Source organism: Streptomyces sp. E11-3 (genome assembly GCF_046540415.1).
GTDB lineage: Bacteria > Actinomycetota > Actinomycetes > Streptomycetales > Streptomycetaceae > Streptomyces.
On the sequence record NZ_JAZGRL010000001.1, the window covers coordinates 1,179,729 to 1,199,427 of the forward strand.

The following is a 19,699-nucleotide window of genomic DNA, read 5'->3' on the forward strand; positions in this document are numbered from 1 at the left end:
TCAGCCCTCCACAGGCTTGGTCTTCTCGAGCAGCCGGTCCGCAGCGGCCAAGGCGCGCTGCCGTGTCTCGGTGTCGCCGCGCTGCCGGGCGGCTGCTGCGGTTTCGATGAGCGCCCCCGCCTCGTTGATGAGGCTGCCGCGCTCCTCGTCCTTGGCCTTCGTGTACGTGGCGAGGTAGGCGAGACGCTTCAATCCCATGACGGTCAGCCCCCGGCCTCAGGCCACGGCCGCGGTGGCGGCGGGGCAGGTATCGGCGTGCTCGGCGGCCCACGCCTCGACGACGCCCGTGACGTGGGCCAGGTCGTCGTCGACGAGCACAGGGCGGGTGATGGTGTGGCCGTGGCTGCAGCGGCCGGTGACGGTGACCTCGACGGTGACGGTCGACCGATCCCCGTCGTACTGCACGGCGGGGTGGGGCGGGATCGTGAGAGTGGACATAGCGGTTCTCCTTCGGGGTTGGGTGTGTGGTCAGAAGCCGAGGTGGCGGGCGGCCTGCTCGACACGGGTGAGTGTCTTCTCCGCATCCCGCCGAGCCTGACGCAGGGCGGGCTTGTCGTTGCGGTCCGCGACCTGCTCGGCGGCCTTAGCGGCGGCCGCGTTGTTGCGCGCCGCCTCCAGCTCGCGCGCCATCGCCGTCACTTCACGACGACCACGGTCCTCGGCCCGCTCGTCGATCCGGTCGATCCGGTTCTCGAGGCTCGGATCGACACAGTCCGCGACGGCCTGCTTCGCGCCACGCAGCACCAGCCATCCACGCGTGCGCCTCTCCGCCGCGGTGTACGAGCGGTAGTTGTCGGTCATGATCAGTTCTCCTTCGAGGGTTGGTGGGTGAGGCGGTGCGACCGGGCTGTTTCGGATGCTTCAGGGAGTCGCCGAAGCGCCTCCCTGCCTCCCTGAATCGGGCGTTCACGCAGGTCAGGAGCCAGGGAGGCGTTCAGGGAGAACTCCCTCAGGATTCGGCGCCTCCCTGCCCCTTGGAGTCGCGTTCGAGGAGGGCGCGGCGGATCTTTTCGCGGTCTACGACCATGCGGCCGTCACTCTTGTGCGGTGCCGCGTCAAAGGTCTCCAGGTAGTCGGTGAGCGTCTCGAACGTCCACTCCCGGTACGTCTCGTGGCGCTCGGCAAGACGCTGAAGGACTTCCTGAGTGCGCATCCGCCGCGTGTGGCTCGGGAGGATGGCCTCGATGTCGGCCAGGTGGTCGAGCTCTTCGTCCTGGGCGCCGGTATCCGTGACGACGCCGCGGCGGAGCGCCTTGACCCGTTCGGCCACATCGTGGGCGTCGGGGTCGGTGTCGATGAAGTGGGTCCGGATGGTCATGGACGCCTCGCCCGGCGGGAGGTCAGCGCCGTCACCTGCGACGACGAGGGTTCCCTTGTCCAGGCCCTGCCGCAGAAGGTGCGGTGCGGCGCCGCCGTCGACGGCCTTGTCGCCAAGAGCCATACGGCCCTGTGATTCGGAGCCCACCACGAGCGAGGCCCGGATGTGGGCGCCCTCACGGACCAGCTTGGGCAGGTTCTGGTCGGTGGGGTCCTGGGTGCCCTGCCAGAGCAGCACATCGACGGCCCGCCCCTGGTTGTGGATCTTCCGGGCGGCCATGAAGTACCTGCTCGTGGACTTGGTGCCGCCGTAGGGGGCGCCTTCCTTGAGCTTGCCGCTCTCCGTCCATTCCTCCGTCCGCACGGGGCACATGAACGCCAGTTGCGCCTCATCAACGATGATGATCAGCGGGTCCCACTTCGTGCCGGTCGGCGCCAGCAGACGGCGCTCCATCTCGGCAACACCGGCCTCCATCAGGTCCTCGGTGACGTCGATGACGTGGTCGTCGGTCGGGCCCTCGATGAGCTTGGTGGCGATGCCCACGAACATCCGCCAGTCGCCGATGCCCTTGAGGTCACCGATCCAGAACTCGACACGGCGGTCGTGTGCGAGCCACAGTGCTATCGCCCGGAGCGCCGCGGTCTTGCCCTGATTAGACAAGCCAGTGATGAGCAGGTGGCGCTGGTAGACACTGAGTCCGGCAGGGTCGCCACGGAGGCTGTTACCCCACGGGGCGCGGCCGTTCTTATAGTCGGCGCGGATGTCCGGGTCCGTGACCAGCGGAGACGGACCGATGGGCTCGTCAAGCGCGCCGGAGTCGGCGATCCACAGGCCGACGGTGCGGGCCTGCTGGGACTTGAGGATGAACAGCTCGTGCTCGTGACGGCCCATGTTCTCGGCGAGCTTCTTGCGCCGCTTCTCGATCTCCGAGGTGTCGACACCGGACGGCAGGTGCACCTCGAGCTCGACGCCACACCCCGCGATCGTGATGGGTGTGAGCATGGATGCCCCGGCGTCCTCCATCGCCGTGATCGCTTTACGCAGGTCGGAAATCCCCAGGTCACGGAAGGCTTTCACCACGATCGACGGGGTGATCGGGTCACCGTCGGCCCGGAGCTTCGCCGGCAGCGCCCACGCCGGGGCGGCCTGCCGCTGCTGACCGACACGCCACAGGGCCAGCAACCCGAACGCCGGGATGACCATCTTCGCCGGCCCCCACACGACGGAACCGATGACGAACGCCCACTGCACAAGGTCCACAACGAACACGGTCGGGGCGATCACGTCCTTGACGTCGCCGTTTGCCCAGGCCAGGGCCGCGCCGAGCAGGAGCAGCACCCCGGTGCCGGTGAGGACGCCCGCGCCAGCAGCCTTCGGGGCCTGACGTATCGCAGCGAGGAGTTCCATGCGCCGCTGGTGGCGGGCCTGCCGAAACCGGTGGGCCCGCTCCTCCCACTCGCGGGTCTCCTCGGCGTTCCCCGCGGCCTCGGCGGTGCGCATCATCCGTGCGTAGCGGGCGGTGGTGCGGTCTTCCCAGGCTCGGCGGGCCACGATCCGGGCGCCGCCGGTCAGGTAGGAGCCGTGCCGCACGGCAAGCCGGTATGCCTCGCGGGTGCGGTCGTCGGCAAGGACGGTACGGATGCGGCGCAGACGGCGCCGTTCCGTCTTCGCTTCCTGCGGCTGCTCCTTGGCCGCGGTGTCGGCCGCTGGGGTGGGGGCGGCCTCTGGCTTGTGGAGCGATACGAGCTTGACCCGCTGGTCGTGCCCGTTCGTGATCGTGCCGTTGGTGGCCATGGGGGCTTCCCGTGAGTGCGTGGACGTTGTCGGGTCGGTGCGCGTGGCCAGGGGCCGCGGAACCGGTGGGTCAGCTGGCCTGCTCGAGGGCGGCGTTCTTGACCATGCGGCCGTAGCGGTCGCTCTTGCCGAGCTTCTTGCCGATGGCGGAGCCGGACAGTTCCGGGTCGGTGGCGAGCCAGCGGCGGGCGGAAGCGACGTGCTTCTTGAGGGCGGCGTCCTTGGTGTTCTTCCGGGTGTTGCGGCGGCTGGTACGCCGTGCCGGTTCCGGGGCGGGTTTCACTTCCGCCTCGGCGGTGAGTTCCGGCACGGCTTGGAGTTCCGGGCGTACTTCCGCTCCGGCCGGAACCTGGCCGCGGTCTCGGGCCGGAACCGGAACGAGGACCACACGGGCCGGATTTGGTTCCGGTGTGGTTCCGGTTTGCGGTTCCGCCTCGAACGGCGACAGGAGGGCGATCGTCGGCAGCGACTTGGCGCCGCTGCGGGCGGCCAGCAGTTGCAGCATCTTGTTCCGCTGCGCTTCGTCGATGCCGACTCCGGATCGGGCCACCGCGGCGGCGAGACGACTGTGCCCCCAGCTGCCGAGCTTCGACCGGGAGGCGAGCCGGACAACCCGATCTGTGGCCCGGTCGCGACTGATCTGCTCCGCGGTACGGTTCCGCGTCGCGAGTCCCAGCCGAGACAACAGCCGCTCCCGCACCTCGCGCACGATGACGCTCGGCAGGGACTGCGAATTCGTGCCGGGCTTGGCGTGCCGCAGCTCGATGCCCATGGCGAGGTGCCACAGCAGCGCGGCCAGGACCGGGCCCACGAATGCGCGGACTGTGCCGCCGACGACACCGGACTCGGCGTAGGCGGGAATGACCTGCACCCCGGTGATGGCCCACACCAGCAGGCCGGGCACACCAGGTGCGCCGGTGGTGCGAAGGTTCTGCCGGGCCATCAGCGCGGTAGCAAACAGGGCCAGTTCCGCCGCGGCGAACATCGCGGCCCGCTCGACGGTGCTGTTCATGTCGAGGTGGTGGGCGGCGAACCGCCAGCTGGTGTCCGCGCTGTACGCGGTACACGCGACCGCAGCCAGGGCGGCCACAACCACCGCGGCGGGAGGGCGGCGGCGCTCCGACTCCTTGCGTGCGGGGCGTCGCCAGCGGGCGAGCAGCACCACCGTGACGGCCAAGCCGCCAACAGCGATCGGCAGCCAGTGCGCCCGCACCCAGTCGGCGAGCAGGTCGATGCTCACGCCCACCTCCGCTGGAGCCGGACGGCCACCACGCCGGCCGCGGCGAGGGCGGCGAGTGCGGGTTGCGCCAGCACCTCGGCGATGCCGGTGAGGACCATGCCGAACGCGACCTCGACGAGCGTGGCGAGAGATGCGGCGAGCTGGGGGTAGATGCCGCAGAGGATGAGGAGGGCCGCCAGCAGCAGCCAAACCGCGAGCCGCACGACGGGCTCCCTTCAGGTGGTTGGGGTGTCCGGCCCGGCTCGCGGGCCGGACAGGGTGGTTAGCGGCGCCACCAGGACGCCTTGGCGGCGGCCTCGTTCGCCTTCTTGTTCAGCTCCAGGTACTCCGGCGTCTCCTCGGTGATCCCGGCGGCCTGTTCCCTCCGCTGGTTTGCGTGGAGCGCGGCGTCCGCGGCCCTGCTGGCCTCATTGGCTGCGCGACGCTCAGCGCGTGACTGCTTCGGCATGGGAGTCCTCTCGGTTCGGTGGATGGGGTGGTGCGTGCCCCTGCCTGCGTTCGAAGCGGGGCCCGATATCGGCCGGGCAGGGGCTGGGGGCCGCGCCGGTGGATGGGGGAACTGTGGTGATCCACCGACGCGGCGATCAAGAGGCGGGCGTCACCGCCACATGGACTTCTTGGGCGTGACGTTCGGACAGCCGTTGACCATGTGGTCCAGGCACGGACCACACTCCGGTTCCGGCAGGAGCCCCAGCGCATTGCCCTTGTGGATCACGTGGGCGTGGTGCCAGCACTGCGGGCACTCACCCGGCGGCGTCTCCACGTTCGGCATCGCGGGTCACATCTCGTCGTGCGGGCCCACGGGATCCTTCTGGCCGGTCTCGTTGCGGAAGTCCTTCGCCAGCATGTCGGCGCGCACCTGGGCCGCCTCGGCCTCGTGGCTCTCATTCCCGTGCTCGATCATGGCGTCGATTCGCGCGCTGTACGCGTCGTCGACCGCCTCGGACATCTCGGCGCGGCTCATGCCCTCGAACAGGCCCATCACGGGCCTCCCTTCGATTCGGTGGTTGGGGTGGTGCGTACCTCGGGCCGAATCTGATCCGGCACCCTCACGGCGTGGATACCGAGGCCGGGGACCGTGGACGGCAGGCCGGGGGGGAACCGTGGACACCCGCCGCCCACGGCGACTTAGGGGGTGACGACCTGCCGTTCGTCCGCGACGGCACGCGCAGCCCGGAACTCCGCCAAGAAGGCGACACGAGTCTGGGTGCTCACGACGACACCGTCCGAATCGCATAGGCGTCGATCGCCTGCGGCATCCACTCGGCTCGGCGAACCACGGTGCCGTGCAACTGCACCCGGTCCCCAACCTCGATCGGGCGGCCGAGGCTGCGGGACGCAGCCATGAACCGCGGCGACGGCACCAGCACATCAGCACAGCCGCCGTGCCGGTCATCGAGGACCACGCGGACGCGGCCAGGGAACACCTGCAGGCCCGTGATGTCGGCGGTGGCGGTAACCCGCTCGCCGACTCGCACAGCAGACAGCGGCATGAGAGCCGCGCCGACACCAAGACCAGCATCGTGATCGACAAGCAGGTGGCCCGGCACCGAAGCCGGACGGACGCAAGACGCCAGATCGTGCGCGGCCATATCGGCGGGAGACAAAGTGGGGGTAGGGGCGGGGGTTGCGGTGGACATCAAGCCACCTCCTCGGTGGTGAAGGCGGCGGTGCGGAGGAACTCCGCGAGCGCAGCCTCAGAGATTCGGAACCGGGGACGGCCGTCGCCCTTGGCGATGTCGATCGCCGCGATGCGGCCGGTCTTGATCAGCTGGCGCACGTGCTGGGCGGTGCCGCCGATGCGCTTCGCTACCTCTCCGGTGGTCAGGTAGTCGCCCGTGGGGGCGACGGAAACAGGCGTCACTTAGCGCTCCCCTGCGGTCGACTGGGGTGGACACTTAAATAGAAGCAGATCCCTTTGAAGCAAACAAGGCCCTTCAAAGCAATGGGTCGCATCCGAGGCGCAAAAAAGCCCCCACCGAGAGGCGGGGACTTAAAGGGAGTGCAGGTCAGGCGTCGAAGTCATACCTCAACAGGTAGCGCGAGGCGTCCAGAATCATTCGGTTGATCTCGACGACCCGGTCGACCTCATCGAAGGCGTAACGGACAAGCTCAGCGACGGGTGCCACTGCAGATAGGTTGAGATCATCCCCTTCGACAGTCGTTGCCATCCGGCAGTGGACATCCTCCTGGAACCGCACGGGAGCGTGCCCGGCATCGGCGAGACGCGCATAGATTCCCCCGGGACCAGTGTTCGTCTGCGTAATGAGCGTGCCCCTAGCGAGGTCGTCCGGGATGTAGGACGTGGACCGCATGACCGGCTCGCCGTCAATGAGGTAGCGCCGAGTCCGCGTCCAGACGAGATCTCCAGCGTCCAACTCGAAGGCGCGAGCCACCTCCTCCGGCGCAGGGACCTGCTCGATCTCCAGCCTGTCCGGCTCCGGGTCTGCGTCTTGAATGTCTACGTTCCAGATCGACTTCCCCTGACCCCACTGCTCGACCGACAGCCGCCTCCGCCCGTTCCGGACGATGGGCCGCCAGCCGCGCACGTAGACGCCGGAGCCGACTCGGGATTCGATCAACCCCTCGTTGCGCAGCACGTCAAGGGCTTGCCGAATGGTGCCTTGAGCCTTCGAGATCGCGGAGTAGTGCTCGACCAGATCCCGCTCCGTGGGCAGCCGACCGGACTGGAACTCGCCCTCGTTGATGCGCCTACGTAGGTCGTCGGCGATCTGCCGGTACTTCGGCTGCGCGCCGCCGTCACGTGACACACGTCCTCCTTGAATCGGAATGCGCTCTACAGCAACGCTACCTGCTGCAACATGCGCACGCCCCGAGGGGGCGTCGCCAATCCCGGCAAGGACCTAGCTTGGATTGCTTTAAAGGGATATGGTCCCTGTAGTCAGCAAGTGGCTGTGCGTTAGGTCACTGGTGCGATGGAAGGACATCTGTGCCCGAATCCCCCGAACCCACTGCGCTCTACCGCTACTTCGACGTCGATGACGTCCTGCTGTATGTCGGGATCTCAAACAAGCCCGACTTCCGCGCGAAGGCGCATCTCTACGAGTCGCGCCGCGACGACTGGCCGAGGCGAGCCGTCCGCCGCTCCGTCGAGTGGCGCGACTCCCGTCCTCTCGCCCTCGCAGCGGAAGAGCAAGCGATCAAGGCGGAGCGCCCGCGCTACAACTGGAAGCACAACTACGACGACGCCCCGTTCGACCCGAGCTCATGGCCCGAGGTGACGGCATGGCCCAGGGTGCCGTCGATCGCAGACCTGATGCGCGGCGAGATCACTAACGGACGCTGGGGTCCGGGCCAGCGCATCCCGTCGCTCACCACTCTCGGCAAGGCCACCGGCGTCAGCAGCCGAATCGTCAGTCAGGCGTCTGCACTTCTGCAAGGCGAAGGCCTGCTCGACTTCCAGCCGGGACGCGGGCTCTTCGTTACCCGTCCGCAGGGGCCTCGCCTGAAGCTGCCGCACGACTGGCCCCGGAGCTACGGCTTCCCCGGCTAGAACGCGAACGGCCGGGCGTTCGTAGCGCCCGGCCAGTTCAACCAGCGGCCCCAGCCGCTGATCAACGAACCCAACCTTCAGATTGGAGCTCACCCATGAGCTTAGCGCCTACCCCCTCCGCAGCCCACATCCTGAATGCCCCCCTCCCTCGACTGCTGACCGACACTCACACTGAACTCGTCGACAGTTCGATCACCGACGAGGCGTTCCTCGGTGCTGCGGTCCAACGGAAGAGCGGCGACATCATCCTGGCGATGCCGCCTGGGCGCAGCGAGATGGAGCGCGACACCATGGCGCGCTACCTGCTCGCCCGTGTTTTCCGCGTCGCCCTGCCGAAGTCCCCGCCACCCTTCGCAACGACCGAACTCTGACCGACCTTTCCGCCCTCCAGTGGTCACTTCCGCAGCACCACGGAAGTGACCACTGGAGGCGCTTCGGAACCACGAAGGAGCCCCCGCATGGCAACCCACCAGAAGCGGTCGGCCCGCTCGCTGAGGGCCGAAGCCACGTTTCGCGCACGCCTCGCCGAACTGGGCGCGACCCTGGTAGAGCCGAAATGGCTTGGAGTGACCGCCAGGCATCAGGCGACGTGCTCCGCAGGCCACACCTGCTACCCCATTCCGCACACGACGAAGGCGGGCCGCAGGATATGCCCCGAGTGCCCGCTCCCCGCCTCCGTCGCGGCGTGGGAGAAATTCCGGGCGAGCGTGGGTAAACAGGGCAGTGAAGTCCTCGATCCGACGTGGAAGGGAAGCCGGGAGACGTATTCCGTCAGATGCTCAGACGGTCATGTGACCCGAATTTGGCCCATCGGACTCCATCAGGGCCGAGGCATCTGCACAGTGTGCTCCGGCATGAGCCCGCAGCTGGCCTGGGAGAACTTCCGTTCCCTCGTCGAGCAACTCGGCGGGGTCGTTGTCGAGGAAGCCTGGAAGGGTAAAGATGAGCCACACGCCTGCCTGTGCCCCTCAGGGCATGAGTGCATGCCTCGACCAGGACACTTGCGCCGGGGGGTTGGCATGTGCCGCACATGCGCTGGCAAGGATCCATGGGTTGCCGAGGCCGCATTCCGAGCCCGCGTCAAAGAACTCGGTGGCAAGGTTCTTGAGCCGGTCTGGCTCGGCGCAAACTCACCTCATCGGATCCGTTGCGCGGAGGGGCACGAGGGCGCGCCGACACCGAGCCGCGTGCAGCAGGGCGCGGGCATGTGCCGCACATGCGCTGGCAAGGCGTGGGACGTGTTCTACGTCACCGTTGACGAGATCAACGGCATTTTGAAGTTCGGCGTCACATCAGGCGATGCGCGCCCTCGGCTCACAGACCATGCCCGCGACGGCTTCGATAGCGTCGTTCGCCTCAGAGTAGGGCTGCCTGGCGACTTGGCGCTGCGAACGGAGCGCGCCGTCCTGGCTGCATTGCGAGATGCCCGTGAAGCGCCCGTCCGCGGGCGGGAGTACTTTCCCGCACGGACCCTTGGTCTGGTCCTCGACGTGGTTGACGGGTGGACAGCCCCAAGGCCAGCGGGAGTGAAGGATCAGATGGCCAATTAGAAGATCGCGGATACCGCTCCGCCCATCGCCGCCGCAGCGATCGCCCACGACCACCCCGTCCTGCTGCTCCGCTGCCGTGTCGCCGAAGCCCCCCGGCTCAGCGACAGTCGAGCTGGGGGGGCTTCCACGCACCTCAGGCGCCGCTACCGTGGGCTACATGGAGACACGGACAGCGGCGCTGCCGGATGGCAGCGAGGTGACGATCGCGGTGGAGCCGGGGCTGGCTCAGGATGAGGTGGATGTGCTGGCGGCTCAGGTCTGGGTCGAGACGCCGGAGCCCAGCGGCGGTGAGTAGCCGGACGCGCAGTAGCGCCCCGACCAACCTGGTCGGGGCGCTTTGTCATGCGGTGGGCCTCTTCAGTGGCGTCGTTGGATGTTGTAGATCCGCACGGTCTGTCGCTCCGGGTTGACGGAGATCAGTGCGGTGACGAGGGGGCGGATGAGCTGGCGGTGGATGCCGTCGTCGATGCCCCACGGTTCTGTGGCTGCGACCGGGTCGTGGCAAACGTCTGCGAGGCCGAGGGTGAGCTGTTCGCTGGCGTCGTCGGGGAGGGAGTCCCAGACGGCCAGGAGGGTCTCGTCGCAGAGGAGCCGGTACACGGCCCCTACCCTGCCAGGGTCAGGCTGCTCCGCGGGCCCGAATGCGGGCAGCGTCCGCGAGGACGCGGTCGGTGACGTCGATCCATTCGCCGGGCGGTTCTTCACCGCGGGCCTCGGCGGCGGCAACTTCCCGCCCACGTTCGACGGCGGCGAAGGTGTCCTTGGCGATGCGCTCCCACTTCGCGAACACCTGTAGGAGTTCGTGCGCGGGGGCTTTGTTGATCTCGCTGAGGAAGCGCTGGGCGAGGGTGGGGTTGCCGAGCGCGTCCCGAATCCGCTCGATGGTCCACGGCTCGCTGCTCATCACGGCCTCCCTGCCGACCCTTTTGGCCTAGGCCACCACCGTAGCCGAGATGAGCACATGACACAGAACATCTGGATACCGCGGTTCGGTGTCGTTCAGGCTGCGGATCTGTCCGCCATAGGCAGTCGCAGCACTTCGTCGTGCCCGTACTGCTGGTCGCAGCCGTGGCACTTGATCGCGGGGGTGTGGACGGTGACGCGCAGGACCTGGCCGCAGGGGCAGGCGACGGGGATGCGGCGGGGTGGCTTTTCGCCGTCGAGGATGCGCCGCGCCTGCCCGACGATGTTCCTCAACTCGTCGGCGAACTCCCGGACGGCGGGGTGTTCGTCGCAGATCGTGTTGAGGTTCCGCTCCAGCAGAGCGGCGTATCCGTCGACGGCTGCTTCGACGGTCCCGTACTGGGGCAGCTGCCAGGTCTCGCGTTCGCACAGGTCGGCCGCCCAGGACGCGAGGACACCTTCGATGCCGCCGCGGGCCCGAAGGTCGAGTGTGTCGAGGTTGCAGGGGACGGGCGCGGAGCGGGTGGCTGTGCGCCCGTCGCCGCCGCGCCGTCCGGGTACCAGTGCGTCGGCGAGGGCCCGGTAGAGGCCGGGGAGGGCGGTGAGGTTGTCGTGGATGCGTTGCTGGCAGCCGGGGTGTACGCGGGGCGTGGAGGGGCGGCTGCAGACCTCGCAGGGCCACGAGGCGGGCGTCGAGGCGTCGTTCACGGCGGTTCTCCTTGCCGGTGATGCGGGGTGGGTCAGCGGTGGGTGACGCGGAGACGCAGGGGCCGGATGTCGGTGGGTTGCTCAACGGTGGCGTGGTAGCCGAGGTCTCGGAGTAGCCGCGCGTACTCGTCGAGGTGGCGCTGGGGGTCAGGCCCGTCGTGGATGACGCGGACGGTGTAGTGGCTGTCCTGCCGGAGGTGGTAGCCGGTGTGCCCGGCTGCGGTGAGATGTTCGTCGATGGGGTTGGTCCAGACTCGGGACGTCATGGCGGGCTCCTTGCGGCGGTGCGGGTCAGTGGTGGCGTCGGGGTGGCCCGTAGGGGGATTGTCAGGCGGGCCGGTCCGGACGTTTCGTGGGCTTGCCGTCCTCGTGGACTAGTCCGGCGTCGCGCAGCGTCTGGAGGGTGCGGTCGAGCTCCTTCATGGCCGGGCGGATGGCCTGCGCGTAGGCGTGCATGAGCGCGGTGATGGCCGCTTGTACTTGGCGGGCCCAGGCAGCGAGGGCGTGGGCGAGCTCGGTCTCCTCGAAGATCACGACGTTCGTGATGCCGTTGAAGGGTTGCCGCTGCTCGTCGTCTAGGTCTTCAATCCGGGTGGGCTCCACGGTCACTGCTCCTTGGCCTTGTTGACGCGGACTGCGGCCCAGATGAGGGCGATGAGCAGCGCGGTGACGCATACGGCGATGACGGCGGCGAGGTCGTATCCGGTCACGGGGTCGGCTCCTTGGAGATGTCGGACTCGTCAAGGTTCGGGTCGGCCATGGTCAGACGTCCGCGTCCGGCGCGGCCATGGCGACGAGGCGGCGGATCCGCTCGTACTTCTCCTCCGTCGTGTGGCCGTCCCACTGCGCCTTGGGGTGCTCAGCGGCAACGTGCGGAAGGTGGGTGAGCAGGTCGGAGTCCCGTGGGCTGATGTGCCACGAGAGTTGCCATCCGGAGGCAGCGAGGTACGCGATCTGCCAGCCAGGCTCGTCGATGTCGGGCGCCGGGGCTACGGCTGCGGGGTAGATGCAGGCGAGCCACGCGACGAGGTGGGCGCGCTCGCGGTACGCACCATCCCGTTCGGCCTCGGCCTGGGCGCGTTCGGCGACGAGCGTCTGGTTGGTGTCGCGGACGCGGCGCAGCTCGGCCTCGGCCCGGTCGGCGCGAACGCTGGCGACCTCTGCTCGGTCGCGTATGCGGGCGATGGTGGCTTCCTTGCTGGCGCAGAGATCGGCGAGGTCGATTTCGTCGAAGTTCTCGAGGAACCAGCGGGCGCTGTCGCTGAGTTCCTCGTGCCGGTTGGTCATCGGTTCCTCCGTGCTGCGCGTTGCATGGCGCGGCGGGTGGCTCGGTTTGCGGGGGTTGGTTCGGGGAGTTGGGGGAGGTCGGCGTAGGCGGCCGGGTCGTCGTCGTAGGTTTCGGTCTGGTCTCCAGGGTTGGAGAGGCGGGTTTCCCAGTTGGTGCCGTGGGTGCCGTGGCGGTCTCGACGCGGGACGGACGAAGGCCCGGTCATGGCTGGCCTCCGTTGGGGTGCGCCGCCAGTGAGGGCAGCGGAGGGATAGCCGCAGCGAGCCACCCGTCCGGGGCGGTGGTGAAGTGCGGTGCGGCTGTGGTCTCCCACCAGGAGCGCACTGCGGTGGTCTGCACGGTCTGCTGGGTGCGCTTGTCGACGTACTCGACGGGCCGCTCGCCGGTGTGGCGGACGGTGGCCCGGCCGCGCTTGCAGCCGTCGGGGTAGTCGTTCCAGTTCACTCCGGCTTCGGACCAGAGCAGTTCCTGCATGCCGCCGCTGTTTACGCCGTGCAGTCGCCGGTGTGAGAAGTGGGCTTGCGCGGCCATGGAGATGGAGTTGCGGACGGCGTCGCGCTGTCGCCACAGGAAGTAGTTCGCCACCTCGATGGGGTCGGAGAGGGTGAAGACGCGGGAGTCGAAGAGGGCGCGCTTTCCGGGGCGGCGTTCGTTGAGCACTGCGGTGGCGAGCGCTGCGGAGAGGCTGAGCTGCTTGGCGATCACCCCGCCGAACCAGGGCTCGGTCTGCTCGGTGGCGAAGTCGGTGATGAGCACGCTGATCTCGTCGGACTGGGTGTAGGCGAAGCGGGCGCCGGTGATCTCGGCGCAGAGGGCATCGGCGACGGTGTTCATGTCGGCCATGAACGCCTGGTCGAACGGCTTGTCGGCGCGGCGTAGGTAGGAGTGGAAGGAGCGGCCGTCGACGCGGATGACGGTGTAGGTGCGGCGTGGGAGGAAGGTGCGGTACGCCGCCTCGTGTCGTTTCATTCGGTCGCCGAGGGTGGGCTCGTTCATGCTGCTCGGTCCTTCCGTGCACAGTGGGTGTCGTGGCTGGTGGCCCCGAATCGGGCGTTGACGGGGCAGCAGGGGGCGTTCTCGGGGTCGTTGGGGTCCGTGGGCCTCGCGGGGCCGTTGCGTGCGGCAGGCGGGCGCACAGAGGCGCGGCGTTCGCGGAGGCTGAGATCGACGAAGAACATGGCGCCGAACCCGAGTGCGAACGTCGGCAGCCACTGGCCTTGTCGGGCGCACCAGAGGCCGAACACGGCGAGGGTGCAGGCGGTCGCTGCGCAGGCGAGCTGGTAGCGGCGGCGGGTGGTCATCGCTGCGCCTCCGGGGCGAGGTCGGCAAGGGCCTGCGCCCAGTCGGTGAAGGGGACTGCCCGGTCGTCGAGGTACGCGGTCGCGGCGAGCTTGCGGTTCGTTACCAAGAGCTGGCCGCGCACGTTCCAGAAAGGGCCGTCGTGCTCGGTTCGGCAGATGAAGCGGCGCGTACTCAGCCACTTCGCGACCTGCTCGGGCTCGCGGGTGGTGAAGATGAAGACGGCGTCCTGCGCCATGAGCTGGCGTAGACCTTCGAGCGCGCCGGGCATGGGCGGGTCGTAGATGGTGCCGTTGGCCCAACCCTTGCTGTAGGCGTGGATGACGCCGTCGAAGTCGACTGCGATGGTCATGTAGTTACCAGCCTTCGTTGAGGTGCGGGGCGTTCGGGCTGATGTATCGGTTGTCGTGGAGTGGGCGGGAGCGGCCCCAGTCGGTGCGTGGGTGCAGGGACTTGGGTGCGTAGCAGTGGAGGCAGATCCAGCGGCGCCAGCCCTTCGGCTGCCAGGGGTGGGGTCCGGTGTCGGTGGTGGGTTCGGTCATCGCTGCGCCTCCCAGTCGAGAGCACGGTGTGCGGCTTCTGCCTTCCATGCGGCGGTGAAGTACGGGTCAGCCATGTCGTTGTCCGCCTCGCGGAGGGCTTGGTCGGTTTCGTATTCGGCGGCGATGGTCTCGGAGGAGAAGCCGCAGGCGTTCAGGTCGCGGTGGCTCACGGCGTCACCTGGACTTCGGCGACCGGCACGTCGGCGTCGAGCTGGCGGTGCAGCTCACGGAGACGGGCGAACGCCTTGCTGTCGTGGCGGCTGAGGGCACGGCGTGCGGGTGTGGGTAGCGCGCCCCAGCAGTTGCCGCAGAGGTACATGCGCGGCGGCTTGGGGGCGCGGCAGGAGCGGCAGGGGGTGGTCATCGGGTTCCTCTGAGAGTCGAGGGCCAGCAGGACGGGCAGGGTGATGGCGGCGGTCAGGTAGATCAGCGGCCACAGGGCGCCGACGATGCGGGCGATCAGGTCGTCCACCGCCTGACGGGGATACCGGCGGCCTCGGCGAGCGCTGCGGTGTGGCTGGCGCCTCGGCTGCCGTCCTTGATGAAGGCCAGGCACACGTCGGCGCCGAGGTCGACCATGAGCTGGTTACGGATCGGACCGGCGGCCTTCCCATGGGTGAGCCAGTCGGCGCGGTGTGGCTCCTCGATGACGGGGTCTCCGAGGCGCTGGCGGCGCAGGTACCAGGCGTGGGCGTCGAAGTCGGCGCCGGTCTTGCATGCCCCGTGGACGACGACGAGGTGCGCGCCGGGCGGGAGTCGATCGTGAGCGTCGTTGAGGGCGTTGGCCACTGTCTGCGCGGTCGGCCAATCTCTGCTGCCGGTGACGAGGACGCGGTACGGGGTGGTCAACGGAGCCTCCAGGCGATGAGGACGAGTCCGCCGGCCAGGACGAGGAGGCCGGCCATGAGTCCGGCGGCCAGGCTGGTGTGCCAGGTGAGGGTGTTGAGGGTGGCGAAGGCGTCGGCGATCACGACTGCTCCTCGTCGGCCGCTCGACGCTCCGCCATGCGCAGCGCGTCGGCCACGGTGAAGCCGTTCACCGTGACGAGGGGCGCCTGCTCCTTCGCCAGCTTCAGCGCGGTCTCCAGATCGAAGCGGTGCGTAGCCAGCCACTCGTCCTCGCGCGACGAGGAGCGCATCTCGTAGTCCCAGGTGCCGTCCGCGCCGAGGCACGAGGAGTGCCGCTTCACGGCCCACCGGTCGCGTCCTCGGTACTCGACAGTGATCTCGAAGACGTGCGAGTTGATGCCGTCTTCGGGGAGGCAGTTCACGGTGTACTGCGTGGCCTGCACGGTGGGCTCGGGGGTCTCGGTCATGGGGTCAGGTCTCCTTGCCGGGCTGGGCTACAGCGGCGGGCTGCTCGGTGATGGTCTGTACGGCCAGTAGGTCGGCACCGCATGCCGGGTGCACGCAGATCCCACCGTCGGGCAGGTCGTCAGATGTCACTTCCTGGAAGTCGACGTGCCGGGAGGCGGGGACGGGCTTGTGGTGGAGGCAATGCAAAAGTCGGCCGTCGTCCTGCTGGTAGCCGACCAGGCCGGTGGCGGCGAGGCGCTGCACCTCGCGATCGGGGACGAGCTCGGTGGCTCCGCGCCAGACGTCAGCAGCAGGCTGCGCCTCGGCCTCGGGCTGCTGCTCCTCGCCTTCGGGCCCGGCCAGGTCCTGCCGCAGTACGGCGGCGCGCTCCGGGTCGAGCTCCAGCCAGTACGGCTCACCCGCTGGGCCGGAGAGCATGACGGTGATGGTGTCGTCGTCGCCCCACATGACGTCGTTGAGGCCCCAACGGAGAGGCGTCGGGTCGAGGGTGGTCAGGTCGGCACCGAGCAAGTTGTTGGCGCGCACGGCCCCGCGGTGGCCCTTGGAGGCCAGGTTCCGGATCGCGCCCGCCACGGCCCCGTCGTAGGGGTTCTTGGTGGACGCGTACTCGGCGGCCTTCTTCGTGAGCCAGGCGACGACCTCGGCCAGCACCTCCTCCCGGGGCACACGGTCGCCGGGCGAGGCCGGGGCGGGGTCGTGGGACTCGTCGGTCATGCAGGCGATGCACGGGGTGGTGCACCCGCTGCGGGTCGGCTCGGTGGTGGGCTGCTCTTCGTCGGCCATGCGGCGCAGCACGGCCCGCACGTCCGTGCCCCGCCGGAACGTGCCGTCGTCCACCGGGTAGACGGCCACGGTGTCGGACCAGTGGAAGCCGTGCTCGTCGGTGTGCGCCTTCCCGGTGTGCTGCGCTGCCCGGATGCACAGCCGCGCCTCGTCGTGGCCGTGGTACTGCGCGGAGCAGGTCGTCGCGGCCAGGTCATCGGCGGCCGGGGTGGGCGGCTGCTCGTCGGCGAGGCGGCGCAGCGACGTCACGGCTGCCTGGTCCCCGTCGGTGAAGCCGTCGCGGGACCAGATGTGCTCCTGCGCCTGGTCGAGCGCGTAGGTGAGCATGGTCCGTTCGGTCTCGGTGAGCACGACGGCCCGGTCGACGGGTGCGGGGAGGACGGCCAGCACCGCGTCGGCGCGGCTGTACGCATTGGCGCGGACCGTCTCCAGAATGCCGGTCTCGGGATCGGGCTCTTGGCCGCGGTACGTCCATGAGATGAGCGCTTCGGCGATGCGGTCGCGGAGGTCGGTCTGGTCGGGTGCGGGCGGCTGCACGGCAGCGGGCTCCTCGCCTACCGGCTGCCACTGCTGGACGACGACGGGCCGCTGCTCGACCTCCACGGCCTCGATCGTGTCGCCGTGCCTGTGCCACGGGTCGATGCCGTCCTGGTGCTCGGTGGAGCCGACCTCGTAGTCGACCTGGTAGGCGGTGCAGTCGCCGGGGGCGCGGAAGACGAGGCGGTGGACGTCGGTCCAACGTTCGGAGCCGATGAGCTGGTTGGAGAGTTCACTGGCGCAGCCGTCCTCGTCGAGTTCGAAGGGGACGCCGATCTGTTCGAGCTGCTCGCGGGTGAAGTGGCGGGTGGTCATGTGGTGGTTCCTGTCTGGGTGGTGGGTGGTCAGTCGGTCATGGCGCGGCGTTCGTACTCGGCGCATGCGCATGGGCAGTTGTGGGAGATGCCGCAGGGGCAGGGTTCGCAGCAGTAGTGGTGGTTGCAGGTGTCGCAGGGCCAGCGGTTGCAGTCGTCGCAGGGCATCGGGGTTCTCCTGGGGTGGTTGGAGTCGGGTTTCGTTGGGGTGGTCAGGCGGCGCCGTGGTGTTCGGTGTTGTGGGTGGGGATGGCGAGCTGGCCGCCTGCTTCGATCTGGGTGCGGCGGGTGCGGGCTCGGGTCTCGCGGTGGTGGGCGGCGTCGTACCGGAGGTGGCATGCCTGGCAGGCGGCCATGAGGTTGGCGGGGTCGACGTTTTCGGGTTGGTGGTCGAGGTGGGCGACGGTGAGCACCACGATTGATCCGGTCATGGGTGACGGGTGGCCGTTGTGGGCTGTGCATCGGCCGTCGTGGGGGGTGCCGCATCGGCCGTCGCATTCGCATCGCCAGGCGGCGCGGTCGACGCGGATGGTGCGGCTGATGGTGGGCCAGTTCTTTGGGTAGCGGTTGCGGTTTTCGGGGCGGATGGGCATCAGGCCGTGTCTCCTTCGCGGTCGCGGCGGCGGTCGGCTTCGGCGGCGGCGTCGAGTTCGGCCATGCGCTGGCTGAAGGTGGGTGGTGTGGGTGTGGTGTTGCCGCCGGGGAGGCCGACGAGGAACGCGCCTTGCTGCGGCTCGGCGCGCTCGCGGGCGACCCACGACACCCAGAGGGGGCCGAAGTTGGCGGCGCGCGTGCCGTGGGCCTGGTGGTGGCGTACGAACTTGGCAGTAGCAGCCGCAGTGTTGACCGTGCCGAGGCGACGGAGGTCGCTCGCTGCTGCCGCGCGGTCTGCGTCTGTGGGCTGCCAGTCGACGTTGATCAGAGAGAGAGCAGGCTCTTGTTCTCGCGCGTCACTACCTGCACTTCTCTCTCTACCTGAACCACTACTAGGGGTTGGGGTCGGGTCGGGTCGGGACGGGGCGCCGTTAGTAACGCCGTTACGGAATGCGTTGACCTGCGGTTCTGTCTGAGATTCGTGACGGTTTCCGGTCGCCGTCGTGTCGCCGTCGTGTCGCCGTCGTGCTGCGTTCGTGTCGCCGTCGTGCGTTTCTGCGGTTCGCGTAGCGCCGTTAGTAACGCCGTTACGCGACGGGGCGGGAGAGCCGTCCGGCGGGACCGGCTTTCCGTTCCTCCGCTGCCGGAACTTCTCCTGCCGTTCGGCGTTCTTCTTCCGCTCGGCGAGCACCTGCTCGCGCGACGGGTTGTAGTCGAGGAAGTCGTGGATGACCCAACCACCGTCGTTGCGATCCCACACGCCCGCGTCTTCGAGCTGCTTCGCGGTCGCCTTCAGCCCCCGGATGTGCGCGACGAGCGTCAACTCTCGGTCGCTGATGCGCCCGTCGGTGAGGTTCTCGGCGCACCAGCACAGCGCGGACACGTGCAGCCGGAACGCCCGATCGGTCAGCAAGGCGATCTTGCGGTGCGACGGGAACCGGTCGTCCAGCTTCACCCAGGGCATCGGCGCTTCTCTCGTTCGTGCTGATCAGAAGGAGGTGGAGCTGTCGCGTTGCACGCGGTCGCCTTTGCTGCTGTTGCAGGGGCGACAGAGGACGCGCAGGTTGGCTTCGGTGTCCGGGCCGCCGAGGGACCACGGGTAGACGTGATCGAGCGTCAGGTCTTCCGCGGCGCCGCAGTGCACGCAGGCGTGGCCATCGCGCTCGAACACGGCTGCGCGGACTTCGGGCGGTATCGCGGCGCGGCTGACCTGACCTCCACGGAGGGCGATTTTCGCGGCGCGCGCTTCCTCTTTCCTTCGCTGCGCCTCTGCGGCGGCTGCCTCATCCCTCAGCCGCTCGGGAGTGACCAGTAGGAGCCACGGGCCTTCAAGGCCCGGCGCGTTGTGTGCCACTCGCGCGTGCCCGTTGGCGACCATGAGCGCCACCGCTTCACGAAGCTCTTGGACGCTGAACTCGAAGTCGCGGGCCATCTCTTCGTAGTCGAGCGGCCACGCCTGGCTTCCACCCGCGCTAGCGTCGATGCGCCTGGCTATGGCCTTCGCGACGCCTGATCCAAACGTGGTTCGGTCAAGCCACCACAGATCGTCTGCACTTCCAAACAAGGAGCCTCCTTGGCCATGCGCCTCTAGGCGGGTCTGGGCGCGCGGAACCAAGCCGTCTTGCGCCTCTGACGACGGTGTCGCGCCCTCATCGCATTCATGTACATCATAGCGCTCATCGCGCTTATGTACATCATGATCGTGAGGTACACTCCCGACATGACCGCGCCCAAGAGAGAGCACCAGGAGAAGATCGCGGAGTTCCGCAACTCGCTCGCCGAAGCGATCGAGAAGGCCCGCTACTTCGACGAGACGACCGTGCTGACCAGCCGCGGCAAGCGCGTTGCCGTCCTCGTGGGCATGGACTTCTATGAGCGCGCACTCAAAGCCCTCGACGAGCAACGCGTCCTCGTCGAGCAGCCAGCTTCCGACTGACCTCACGTCCCCTCCTCTCCTCTGGCCCCGCGCCACGGCGCGGGGCTTTGTCGTGTGCGGTGG

General features: G+C 68.7%; 36 protein-coding genes. 5 read left to right on the top strand and 31 right to left on the bottom strand.

The annotated features are described in order from the left end of the window. The 12 genes from U9R90_RS05260 to U9R90_RS05315 form a co-directional block, all read right to left on the bottom strand. Positions 1 to 198 (bottom strand): hypothetical protein, encoded by a 198-nt coding sequence (locus U9R90_RS05260; RefSeq protein WP_411055194.1) that lies wholly within the window; start codon positions 196 to 198, stop codon positions 1 to 3. Between the two features lie 18 nt (positions 199 to 216). Further along, positions 217 to 438: a hypothetical protein gene (locus U9R90_RS05265; RefSeq protein ID WP_411055195.1), complete on the bottom strand. Its 222-nt coding sequence runs from the start codon at positions 436 to 438 to the stop codon at positions 217 to 219. Positions 439 to 468: 30 nt separating this feature from the next. After that, positions 469 to 801: a hypothetical protein gene (locus U9R90_RS05270; RefSeq protein WP_411055196.1), complete on the bottom strand. Its 333-nt coding sequence runs from the start codon at positions 799 to 801 to the stop codon at positions 469 to 471. Between the two features lie 148 nt (positions 802 to 949). Then, positions 950 to 3,112, bottom strand: coding sequence for an ATP-binding protein (locus U9R90_RS05275; protein WP_411055197.1), 2,163 nt, complete (start codon positions 3,110 to 3,112; stop codon positions 950 to 952). A 70-nt stretch (positions 3,113 to 3,182) separates the two neighbouring features. After that, positions 3,183 to 4,352 (bottom strand): hypothetical protein, encoded by a 1,170-nt coding sequence (locus tag U9R90_RS05280; protein WP_411055198.1) that lies wholly within the window; start codon positions 4,350 to 4,352, stop codon positions 3,183 to 3,185. Continuing rightward, positions 4,349 to 4,555, bottom strand: coding sequence for a hypothetical protein (locus U9R90_RS05285; protein ID WP_411055199.1), 207 nt, complete (start codon positions 4,553 to 4,555; stop codon positions 4,349 to 4,351). Before U9R90_RS05285 ends, U9R90_RS05280 begins: the two co-directional genes overlap by 4 nt. A gap of 59 nt (positions 4,556 to 4,614) precedes the next feature. Continuing rightward, positions 4,615 to 4,800 carry a hypothetical protein gene (locus U9R90_RS05290; protein WP_411055200.1) on the bottom strand — a complete coding sequence of 62 codons (186 nt, stop codon included), beginning with the start codon at positions 4,798 to 4,800 and terminating at the stop codon, positions 4,615 to 4,617. A 150-nt stretch (positions 4,801 to 4,950) separates the two neighbouring features. Next, positions 4,951 to 5,124 carry a pRL2-8 gene (locus U9R90_RS05295; RefSeq protein WP_411055201.1) on the bottom strand — a complete coding sequence of 58 codons (174 nt, stop codon included), beginning with the start codon at positions 5,122 to 5,124 and terminating at the stop codon, positions 4,951 to 4,953. A gap of 6 nt (positions 5,125 to 5,130) precedes the next feature. After that, the gene (locus U9R90_RS05300) at positions 5,131 to 5,334 is read right to left on the bottom strand and encodes a hypothetical protein (protein WP_411055202.1); all 204 of its coding nucleotides are present in this window, start codon (positions 5,332 to 5,334) and stop codon (positions 5,131 to 5,133) included. A gap of 229 nt (positions 5,335 to 5,563) precedes the next feature. After that, positions 5,564 to 5,992: a hypothetical protein gene (locus U9R90_RS05305; RefSeq protein ID WP_411055203.1), complete on the bottom strand. Its 429-nt coding sequence runs from the start codon at positions 5,990 to 5,992 to the stop codon at positions 5,564 to 5,566. Beyond that, positions 5,992 to 6,216 carry a helix-turn-helix domain-containing protein gene (locus tag U9R90_RS05310; RefSeq protein WP_411055204.1) on the bottom strand — a complete coding sequence of 75 codons (225 nt, stop codon included), beginning with the start codon at positions 6,214 to 6,216 and terminating at the stop codon, positions 5,992 to 5,994. The genes U9R90_RS05305 and U9R90_RS05310 overlap by 1 nt, the downstream gene beginning before the upstream one ends. Positions 6,217 to 6,361: 145 nt before the next feature. Further along, complete coding sequence (locus tag U9R90_RS05315; protein WP_411055205.1) at positions 6,362 to 7,123, bottom strand: GntR family transcriptional regulator; 762 nt, start codon at positions 7,121 to 7,123, stop codon at positions 6,362 to 6,364. Between the two features lie 179 nt (positions 7,124 to 7,302). Between U9R90_RS05315 and U9R90_RS05320 the strand changes: the two genes are divergently transcribed. The 4 genes from U9R90_RS05320 to U9R90_RS05335 all read left to right on the top strand — a co-directional run bounded on the left by U9R90_RS05320 (position 7,303) and on the right by U9R90_RS05335 (position 9,711). After that, the gene (locus U9R90_RS05320) at positions 7,303 to 7,866 is read left to right on the top strand and encodes a winged helix-turn-helix domain-containing protein (protein WP_411055206.1); all 564 of its coding nucleotides are present in this window, start codon (positions 7,303 to 7,305) and stop codon (positions 7,864 to 7,866) included. A 95-nt stretch (positions 7,867 to 7,961) separates the two neighbouring features. After that, complete coding sequence (locus U9R90_RS05325; protein ID WP_411055207.1) at positions 7,962 to 8,237, top strand: hypothetical protein; 276 nt, start codon at positions 7,962 to 7,964, stop codon at positions 8,235 to 8,237. Between the two features lie 483 nt (positions 8,238 to 8,720). Continuing rightward, a complete protein-coding gene (locus tag U9R90_RS05330) occupies positions 8,721 to 9,416 on the top strand; it encodes a hypothetical protein (RefSeq protein ID WP_411055208.1) in 696 nt (231 codons plus the stop codon). Positions 9,417 to 9,573: 157 nt separating this feature from the next. Further along, positions 9,574 to 9,711 (top strand): hypothetical protein, encoded by a 138-nt coding sequence (locus U9R90_RS05335; protein ID WP_411055209.1) that lies wholly within the window; start codon positions 9,574 to 9,576, stop codon positions 9,709 to 9,711. A gap of 62 nt (positions 9,712 to 9,773) precedes the next feature. Here the strand turns inward: U9R90_RS05335 and U9R90_RS05340 are convergent, their stop codons facing one another. The 19 genes from U9R90_RS05340 to U9R90_RS05430 all read right to left on the bottom strand — a co-directional run bounded on the left by U9R90_RS05340 (position 9,774) and on the right by U9R90_RS05430 (position 19,264). Next, positions 9,774 to 10,016: a hypothetical protein gene (locus U9R90_RS05340; protein ID WP_411055210.1), complete on the bottom strand. Its 243-nt coding sequence runs from the start codon at positions 10,014 to 10,016 to the stop codon at positions 9,774 to 9,776. Between the two features lie 19 nt (positions 10,017 to 10,035). Further along, positions 10,036 to 10,320 carry a hypothetical protein gene (locus tag U9R90_RS05345; RefSeq protein ID WP_411055211.1) on the bottom strand — a complete coding sequence of 95 codons (285 nt, stop codon included), beginning with the start codon at positions 10,318 to 10,320 and terminating at the stop codon, positions 10,036 to 10,038. A 95-nt stretch (positions 10,321 to 10,415) separates the two neighbouring features. Next, on the bottom strand, positions 10,416 to 11,027 hold the full coding sequence (locus U9R90_RS05350; RefSeq protein WP_411055212.1) for a hypothetical protein: 612 nt from the start codon (positions 11,025 to 11,027) through the stop codon (positions 10,416 to 10,418). A 32-nt stretch (positions 11,028 to 11,059) separates the two neighbouring features. After that, complete coding sequence (locus tag U9R90_RS05355; RefSeq protein WP_411055213.1) at positions 11,060 to 11,293, bottom strand: hypothetical protein; 234 nt, start codon at positions 11,291 to 11,293, stop codon at positions 11,060 to 11,062. Positions 11,294 to 11,354: 61 nt separating this feature from the next. After that, positions 11,355 to 11,636 (bottom strand): hypothetical protein, encoded by a 282-nt coding sequence (locus U9R90_RS05360; RefSeq protein WP_411055214.1) that lies wholly within the window; start codon positions 11,634 to 11,636, stop codon positions 11,355 to 11,357. 153 nt (positions 11,637 to 11,789) lie between these two features. Then, positions 11,790 to 12,314: a hypothetical protein gene (locus U9R90_RS05365; RefSeq protein ID WP_411055215.1), complete on the bottom strand. Its 525-nt coding sequence runs from the start codon at positions 12,312 to 12,314 to the stop codon at positions 11,790 to 11,792. A 202-nt stretch (positions 12,315 to 12,516) separates the two neighbouring features. Further along, positions 12,517 to 13,311, bottom strand: a complete 795-nt coding sequence (locus tag U9R90_RS05370; protein ID WP_411055216.1) for a tRNA(His) guanylyltransferase Thg1 family protein — start codon at positions 13,309 to 13,311, stop codon at positions 12,517 to 12,519. Next, a complete protein-coding gene (locus U9R90_RS05375; protein ID WP_411055217.1) occupies positions 13,308 to 13,616 on the bottom strand; it encodes a hypothetical protein in 309 nt (102 codons plus the stop codon). The genes U9R90_RS05370 and U9R90_RS05375 overlap by 4 nt, the downstream gene beginning before the upstream one ends. After that, positions 13,613 to 13,966: a hypothetical protein gene (locus U9R90_RS05380; protein WP_411055218.1), complete on the bottom strand. Its 354-nt coding sequence runs from the start codon at positions 13,964 to 13,966 to the stop codon at positions 13,613 to 13,615. The genes U9R90_RS05375 and U9R90_RS05380 overlap by 4 nt, the downstream gene beginning before the upstream one ends. 4 nt (positions 13,967 to 13,970) lie before the next feature. Next, positions 13,971 to 14,156, bottom strand: coding sequence for a hypothetical protein (locus tag U9R90_RS05385; protein ID WP_411055219.1), 186 nt, complete (start codon positions 14,154 to 14,156; stop codon positions 13,971 to 13,973). Then, positions 14,153 to 14,326, bottom strand: a complete 174-nt coding sequence (locus U9R90_RS05390) for a hypothetical protein (protein ID WP_411055220.1) — start codon at positions 14,324 to 14,326, stop codon at positions 14,153 to 14,155. The genes U9R90_RS05385 and U9R90_RS05390 overlap by 4 nt, the downstream gene beginning before the upstream one ends. Beyond that, complete coding sequence (locus U9R90_RS05395) at positions 14,323 to 14,628, bottom strand: hypothetical protein (RefSeq protein WP_411055221.1); 306 nt, start codon at positions 14,626 to 14,628, stop codon at positions 14,323 to 14,325. The genes U9R90_RS05390 and U9R90_RS05395 overlap by 4 nt, the downstream gene beginning before the upstream one ends. Then, the gene (locus tag U9R90_RS05400) at positions 14,616 to 15,005 is read right to left on the bottom strand and encodes an SLOG family protein (RefSeq protein ID WP_411055222.1); all 390 of its coding nucleotides are present in this window, start codon (positions 15,003 to 15,005) and stop codon (positions 14,616 to 14,618) included. Before U9R90_RS05400 ends, U9R90_RS05395 begins: the two co-directional genes overlap by 13 nt. Continuing rightward, complete coding sequence (locus U9R90_RS05405; protein ID WP_411055223.1) at positions 15,002 to 15,127, bottom strand: hypothetical protein; 126 nt, start codon at positions 15,125 to 15,127, stop codon at positions 15,002 to 15,004. The genes U9R90_RS05400 and U9R90_RS05405 overlap by 4 nt, the downstream gene beginning before the upstream one ends. Then, positions 15,124 to 15,471, bottom strand: a complete 348-nt coding sequence (locus U9R90_RS05410) for a hypothetical protein (protein ID WP_411055224.1) — start codon at positions 15,469 to 15,471, stop codon at positions 15,124 to 15,126. Before U9R90_RS05410 ends, U9R90_RS05405 begins: the two co-directional genes overlap by 4 nt. 4 nt (positions 15,472 to 15,475) lie before the next feature. Beyond that, the gene (locus U9R90_RS05415; protein WP_411055225.1) at positions 15,476 to 17,107 is read right to left on the bottom strand and encodes a hypothetical protein; all 1,632 of its coding nucleotides are present in this window, start codon (positions 17,105 to 17,107) and stop codon (positions 15,476 to 15,478) included. Between the two features lie 211 nt (positions 17,108 to 17,318). Further along, a complete protein-coding gene (locus U9R90_RS05420; protein WP_411055226.1) occupies positions 17,319 to 17,537 on the bottom strand; it encodes a hypothetical protein in 219 nt (72 codons plus the stop codon). A 161-nt stretch (positions 17,538 to 17,698) separates the two neighbouring features. Continuing rightward, the gene (locus U9R90_RS05425) at positions 17,699 to 18,655 is read right to left on the bottom strand and encodes a hypothetical protein (RefSeq protein ID WP_411055227.1); all 957 of its coding nucleotides are present in this window, start codon (positions 18,653 to 18,655) and stop codon (positions 17,699 to 17,701) included. Between the two features lie 33 nt (positions 18,656 to 18,688). Next, entirely contained in the window at positions 18,689 to 19,264 is a 576-nt protein-coding gene (locus U9R90_RS05430; RefSeq protein WP_411055228.1) for an HNH endonuclease, read from the bottom strand. 156 nt (positions 19,265 to 19,420) lie between these two features. Between U9R90_RS05430 and U9R90_RS05435 the strand changes: the two genes are divergently transcribed. Next, complete coding sequence (locus U9R90_RS05435) at positions 19,421 to 19,636, top strand: type II toxin-antitoxin system prevent-host-death family antitoxin (protein ID WP_411055229.1); 216 nt, start codon at positions 19,421 to 19,423, stop codon at positions 19,634 to 19,636. The last annotated feature ends 63 nt before the right edge of the window (positions 19,637 to 19,699 follow it).

Bases quoted from the DNA above. Each gene is read 5' to 3' on its own strand.
- U9R90_RS05260 (WP_411055194.1), bottom strand. From the start codon at position 198: ATGGGATTGAAGCGTCTCGCCTACCTCGCCACGTACACGAAGGCCAAG.
- U9R90_RS05265 (WP_411055195.1), bottom strand. From the start codon at position 438: ATGTCCACTCTCACGATCCCGCCCCACCCCGCCGTGCAGTACGACGGG.
- U9R90_RS05270 (WP_411055196.1), bottom strand. From the start codon at position 801: ATGACCGACAACTACCGCTCGTACACCGCGGCGGAGAGGCGCACGCGT.
- U9R90_RS05275 (WP_411055197.1), bottom strand. From the start codon at position 3,112: ATGGCCACCAACGGCACGATCACGAACGGGCACGACCAGCGGGTCAAG.
- U9R90_RS05290 (WP_411055200.1), bottom strand. From the start codon at position 4,800: ATGCCGAAGCAGTCACGCGCTGAGCGTCGCGCAGCCAATGAGGCCAGC.
- U9R90_RS05295 (WP_411055201.1), bottom strand. From the start codon at position 5,124: ATGCCGAACGTGGAGACGCCGCCGGGTGAGTGCCCGCAGTGCTGGCAC.
- U9R90_RS05300 (WP_411055202.1), bottom strand. From the start codon at position 5,334: ATGGGCCTGTTCGAGGGCATGAGCCGCGCCGAGATGTCCGAGGCGGTC.
- U9R90_RS05305 (WP_411055203.1), bottom strand. From the start codon at position 5,992: ATGTCCACCGCAACCCCCGCCCCTACCCCCACTTTGTCTCCCGCCGAT.
- U9R90_RS05325 (WP_411055207.1), top strand. From the start codon at position 7,962: ATGAGCTTAGCGCCTACCCCCTCCGCAGCCCACATCCTGAATGCCCCC.
- U9R90_RS05330 (WP_411055208.1), top strand. From the start codon at position 8,721: ATGAGCCCGCAGCTGGCCTGGGAGAACTTCCGTTCCCTCGTCGAGCAA.
- U9R90_RS05335 (WP_411055209.1), top strand. From the start codon at position 9,574: ATGGAGACACGGACAGCGGCGCTGCCGGATGGCAGCGAGGTGACGATC.
- U9R90_RS05345 (WP_411055211.1), bottom strand. From the start codon at position 10,320: ATGAGCAGCGAGCCGTGGACCATCGAGCGGATTCGGGACGCGCTCGGC.
- U9R90_RS05355 (WP_411055213.1), bottom strand. From the start codon at position 11,293: ATGACGTCCCGAGTCTGGACCAACCCCATCGACGAACATCTCACCGCA.
- U9R90_RS05365 (WP_411055215.1), bottom strand. From the start codon at position 12,314: ATGACCAACCGGCACGAGGAACTCAGCGACAGCGCCCGCTGGTTCCTC.
- U9R90_RS05370 (WP_411055216.1), bottom strand. From the start codon at position 13,311: ATGAACGAGCCCACCCTCGGCGACCGAATGAAACGACACGAGGCGGCG.
- U9R90_RS05375 (WP_411055217.1), bottom strand. From the start codon at position 13,616: ATGACCACCCGCCGCCGCTACCAGCTCGCCTGCGCAGCGACCGCCTGC.
- U9R90_RS05380 (WP_411055218.1), bottom strand. From the start codon at position 13,966: ATGACCATCGCAGTCGACTTCGACGGCGTCATCCACGCCTACAGCAAG.
- U9R90_RS05385 (WP_411055219.1), bottom strand. From the start codon at position 14,156: ATGACCGAACCCACCACCGACACCGGACCCCACCCCTGGCAGCCGAAG.
- U9R90_RS05410 (WP_411055224.1), bottom strand. From the start codon at position 15,471: ATGACCGAGACCCCCGAGCCCACCGTGCAGGCCACGCAGTACACCGTG.
- U9R90_RS05415 (WP_411055225.1), bottom strand. From the start codon at position 17,107: ATGACCACCCGCCACTTCACCCGCGAGCAGCTCGAACAGATCGGCGTC.
- U9R90_RS05420 (WP_411055226.1), bottom strand. From the start codon at position 17,537: ATGACCGGATCAATCGTGGTGCTCACCGTCGCCCACCTCGACCACCAA.
- U9R90_RS05435 (WP_411055229.1), top strand. From the start codon at position 19,421: ATGACCGCGCCCAAGAGAGAGCACCAGGAGAAGATCGCGGAGTTCCGC.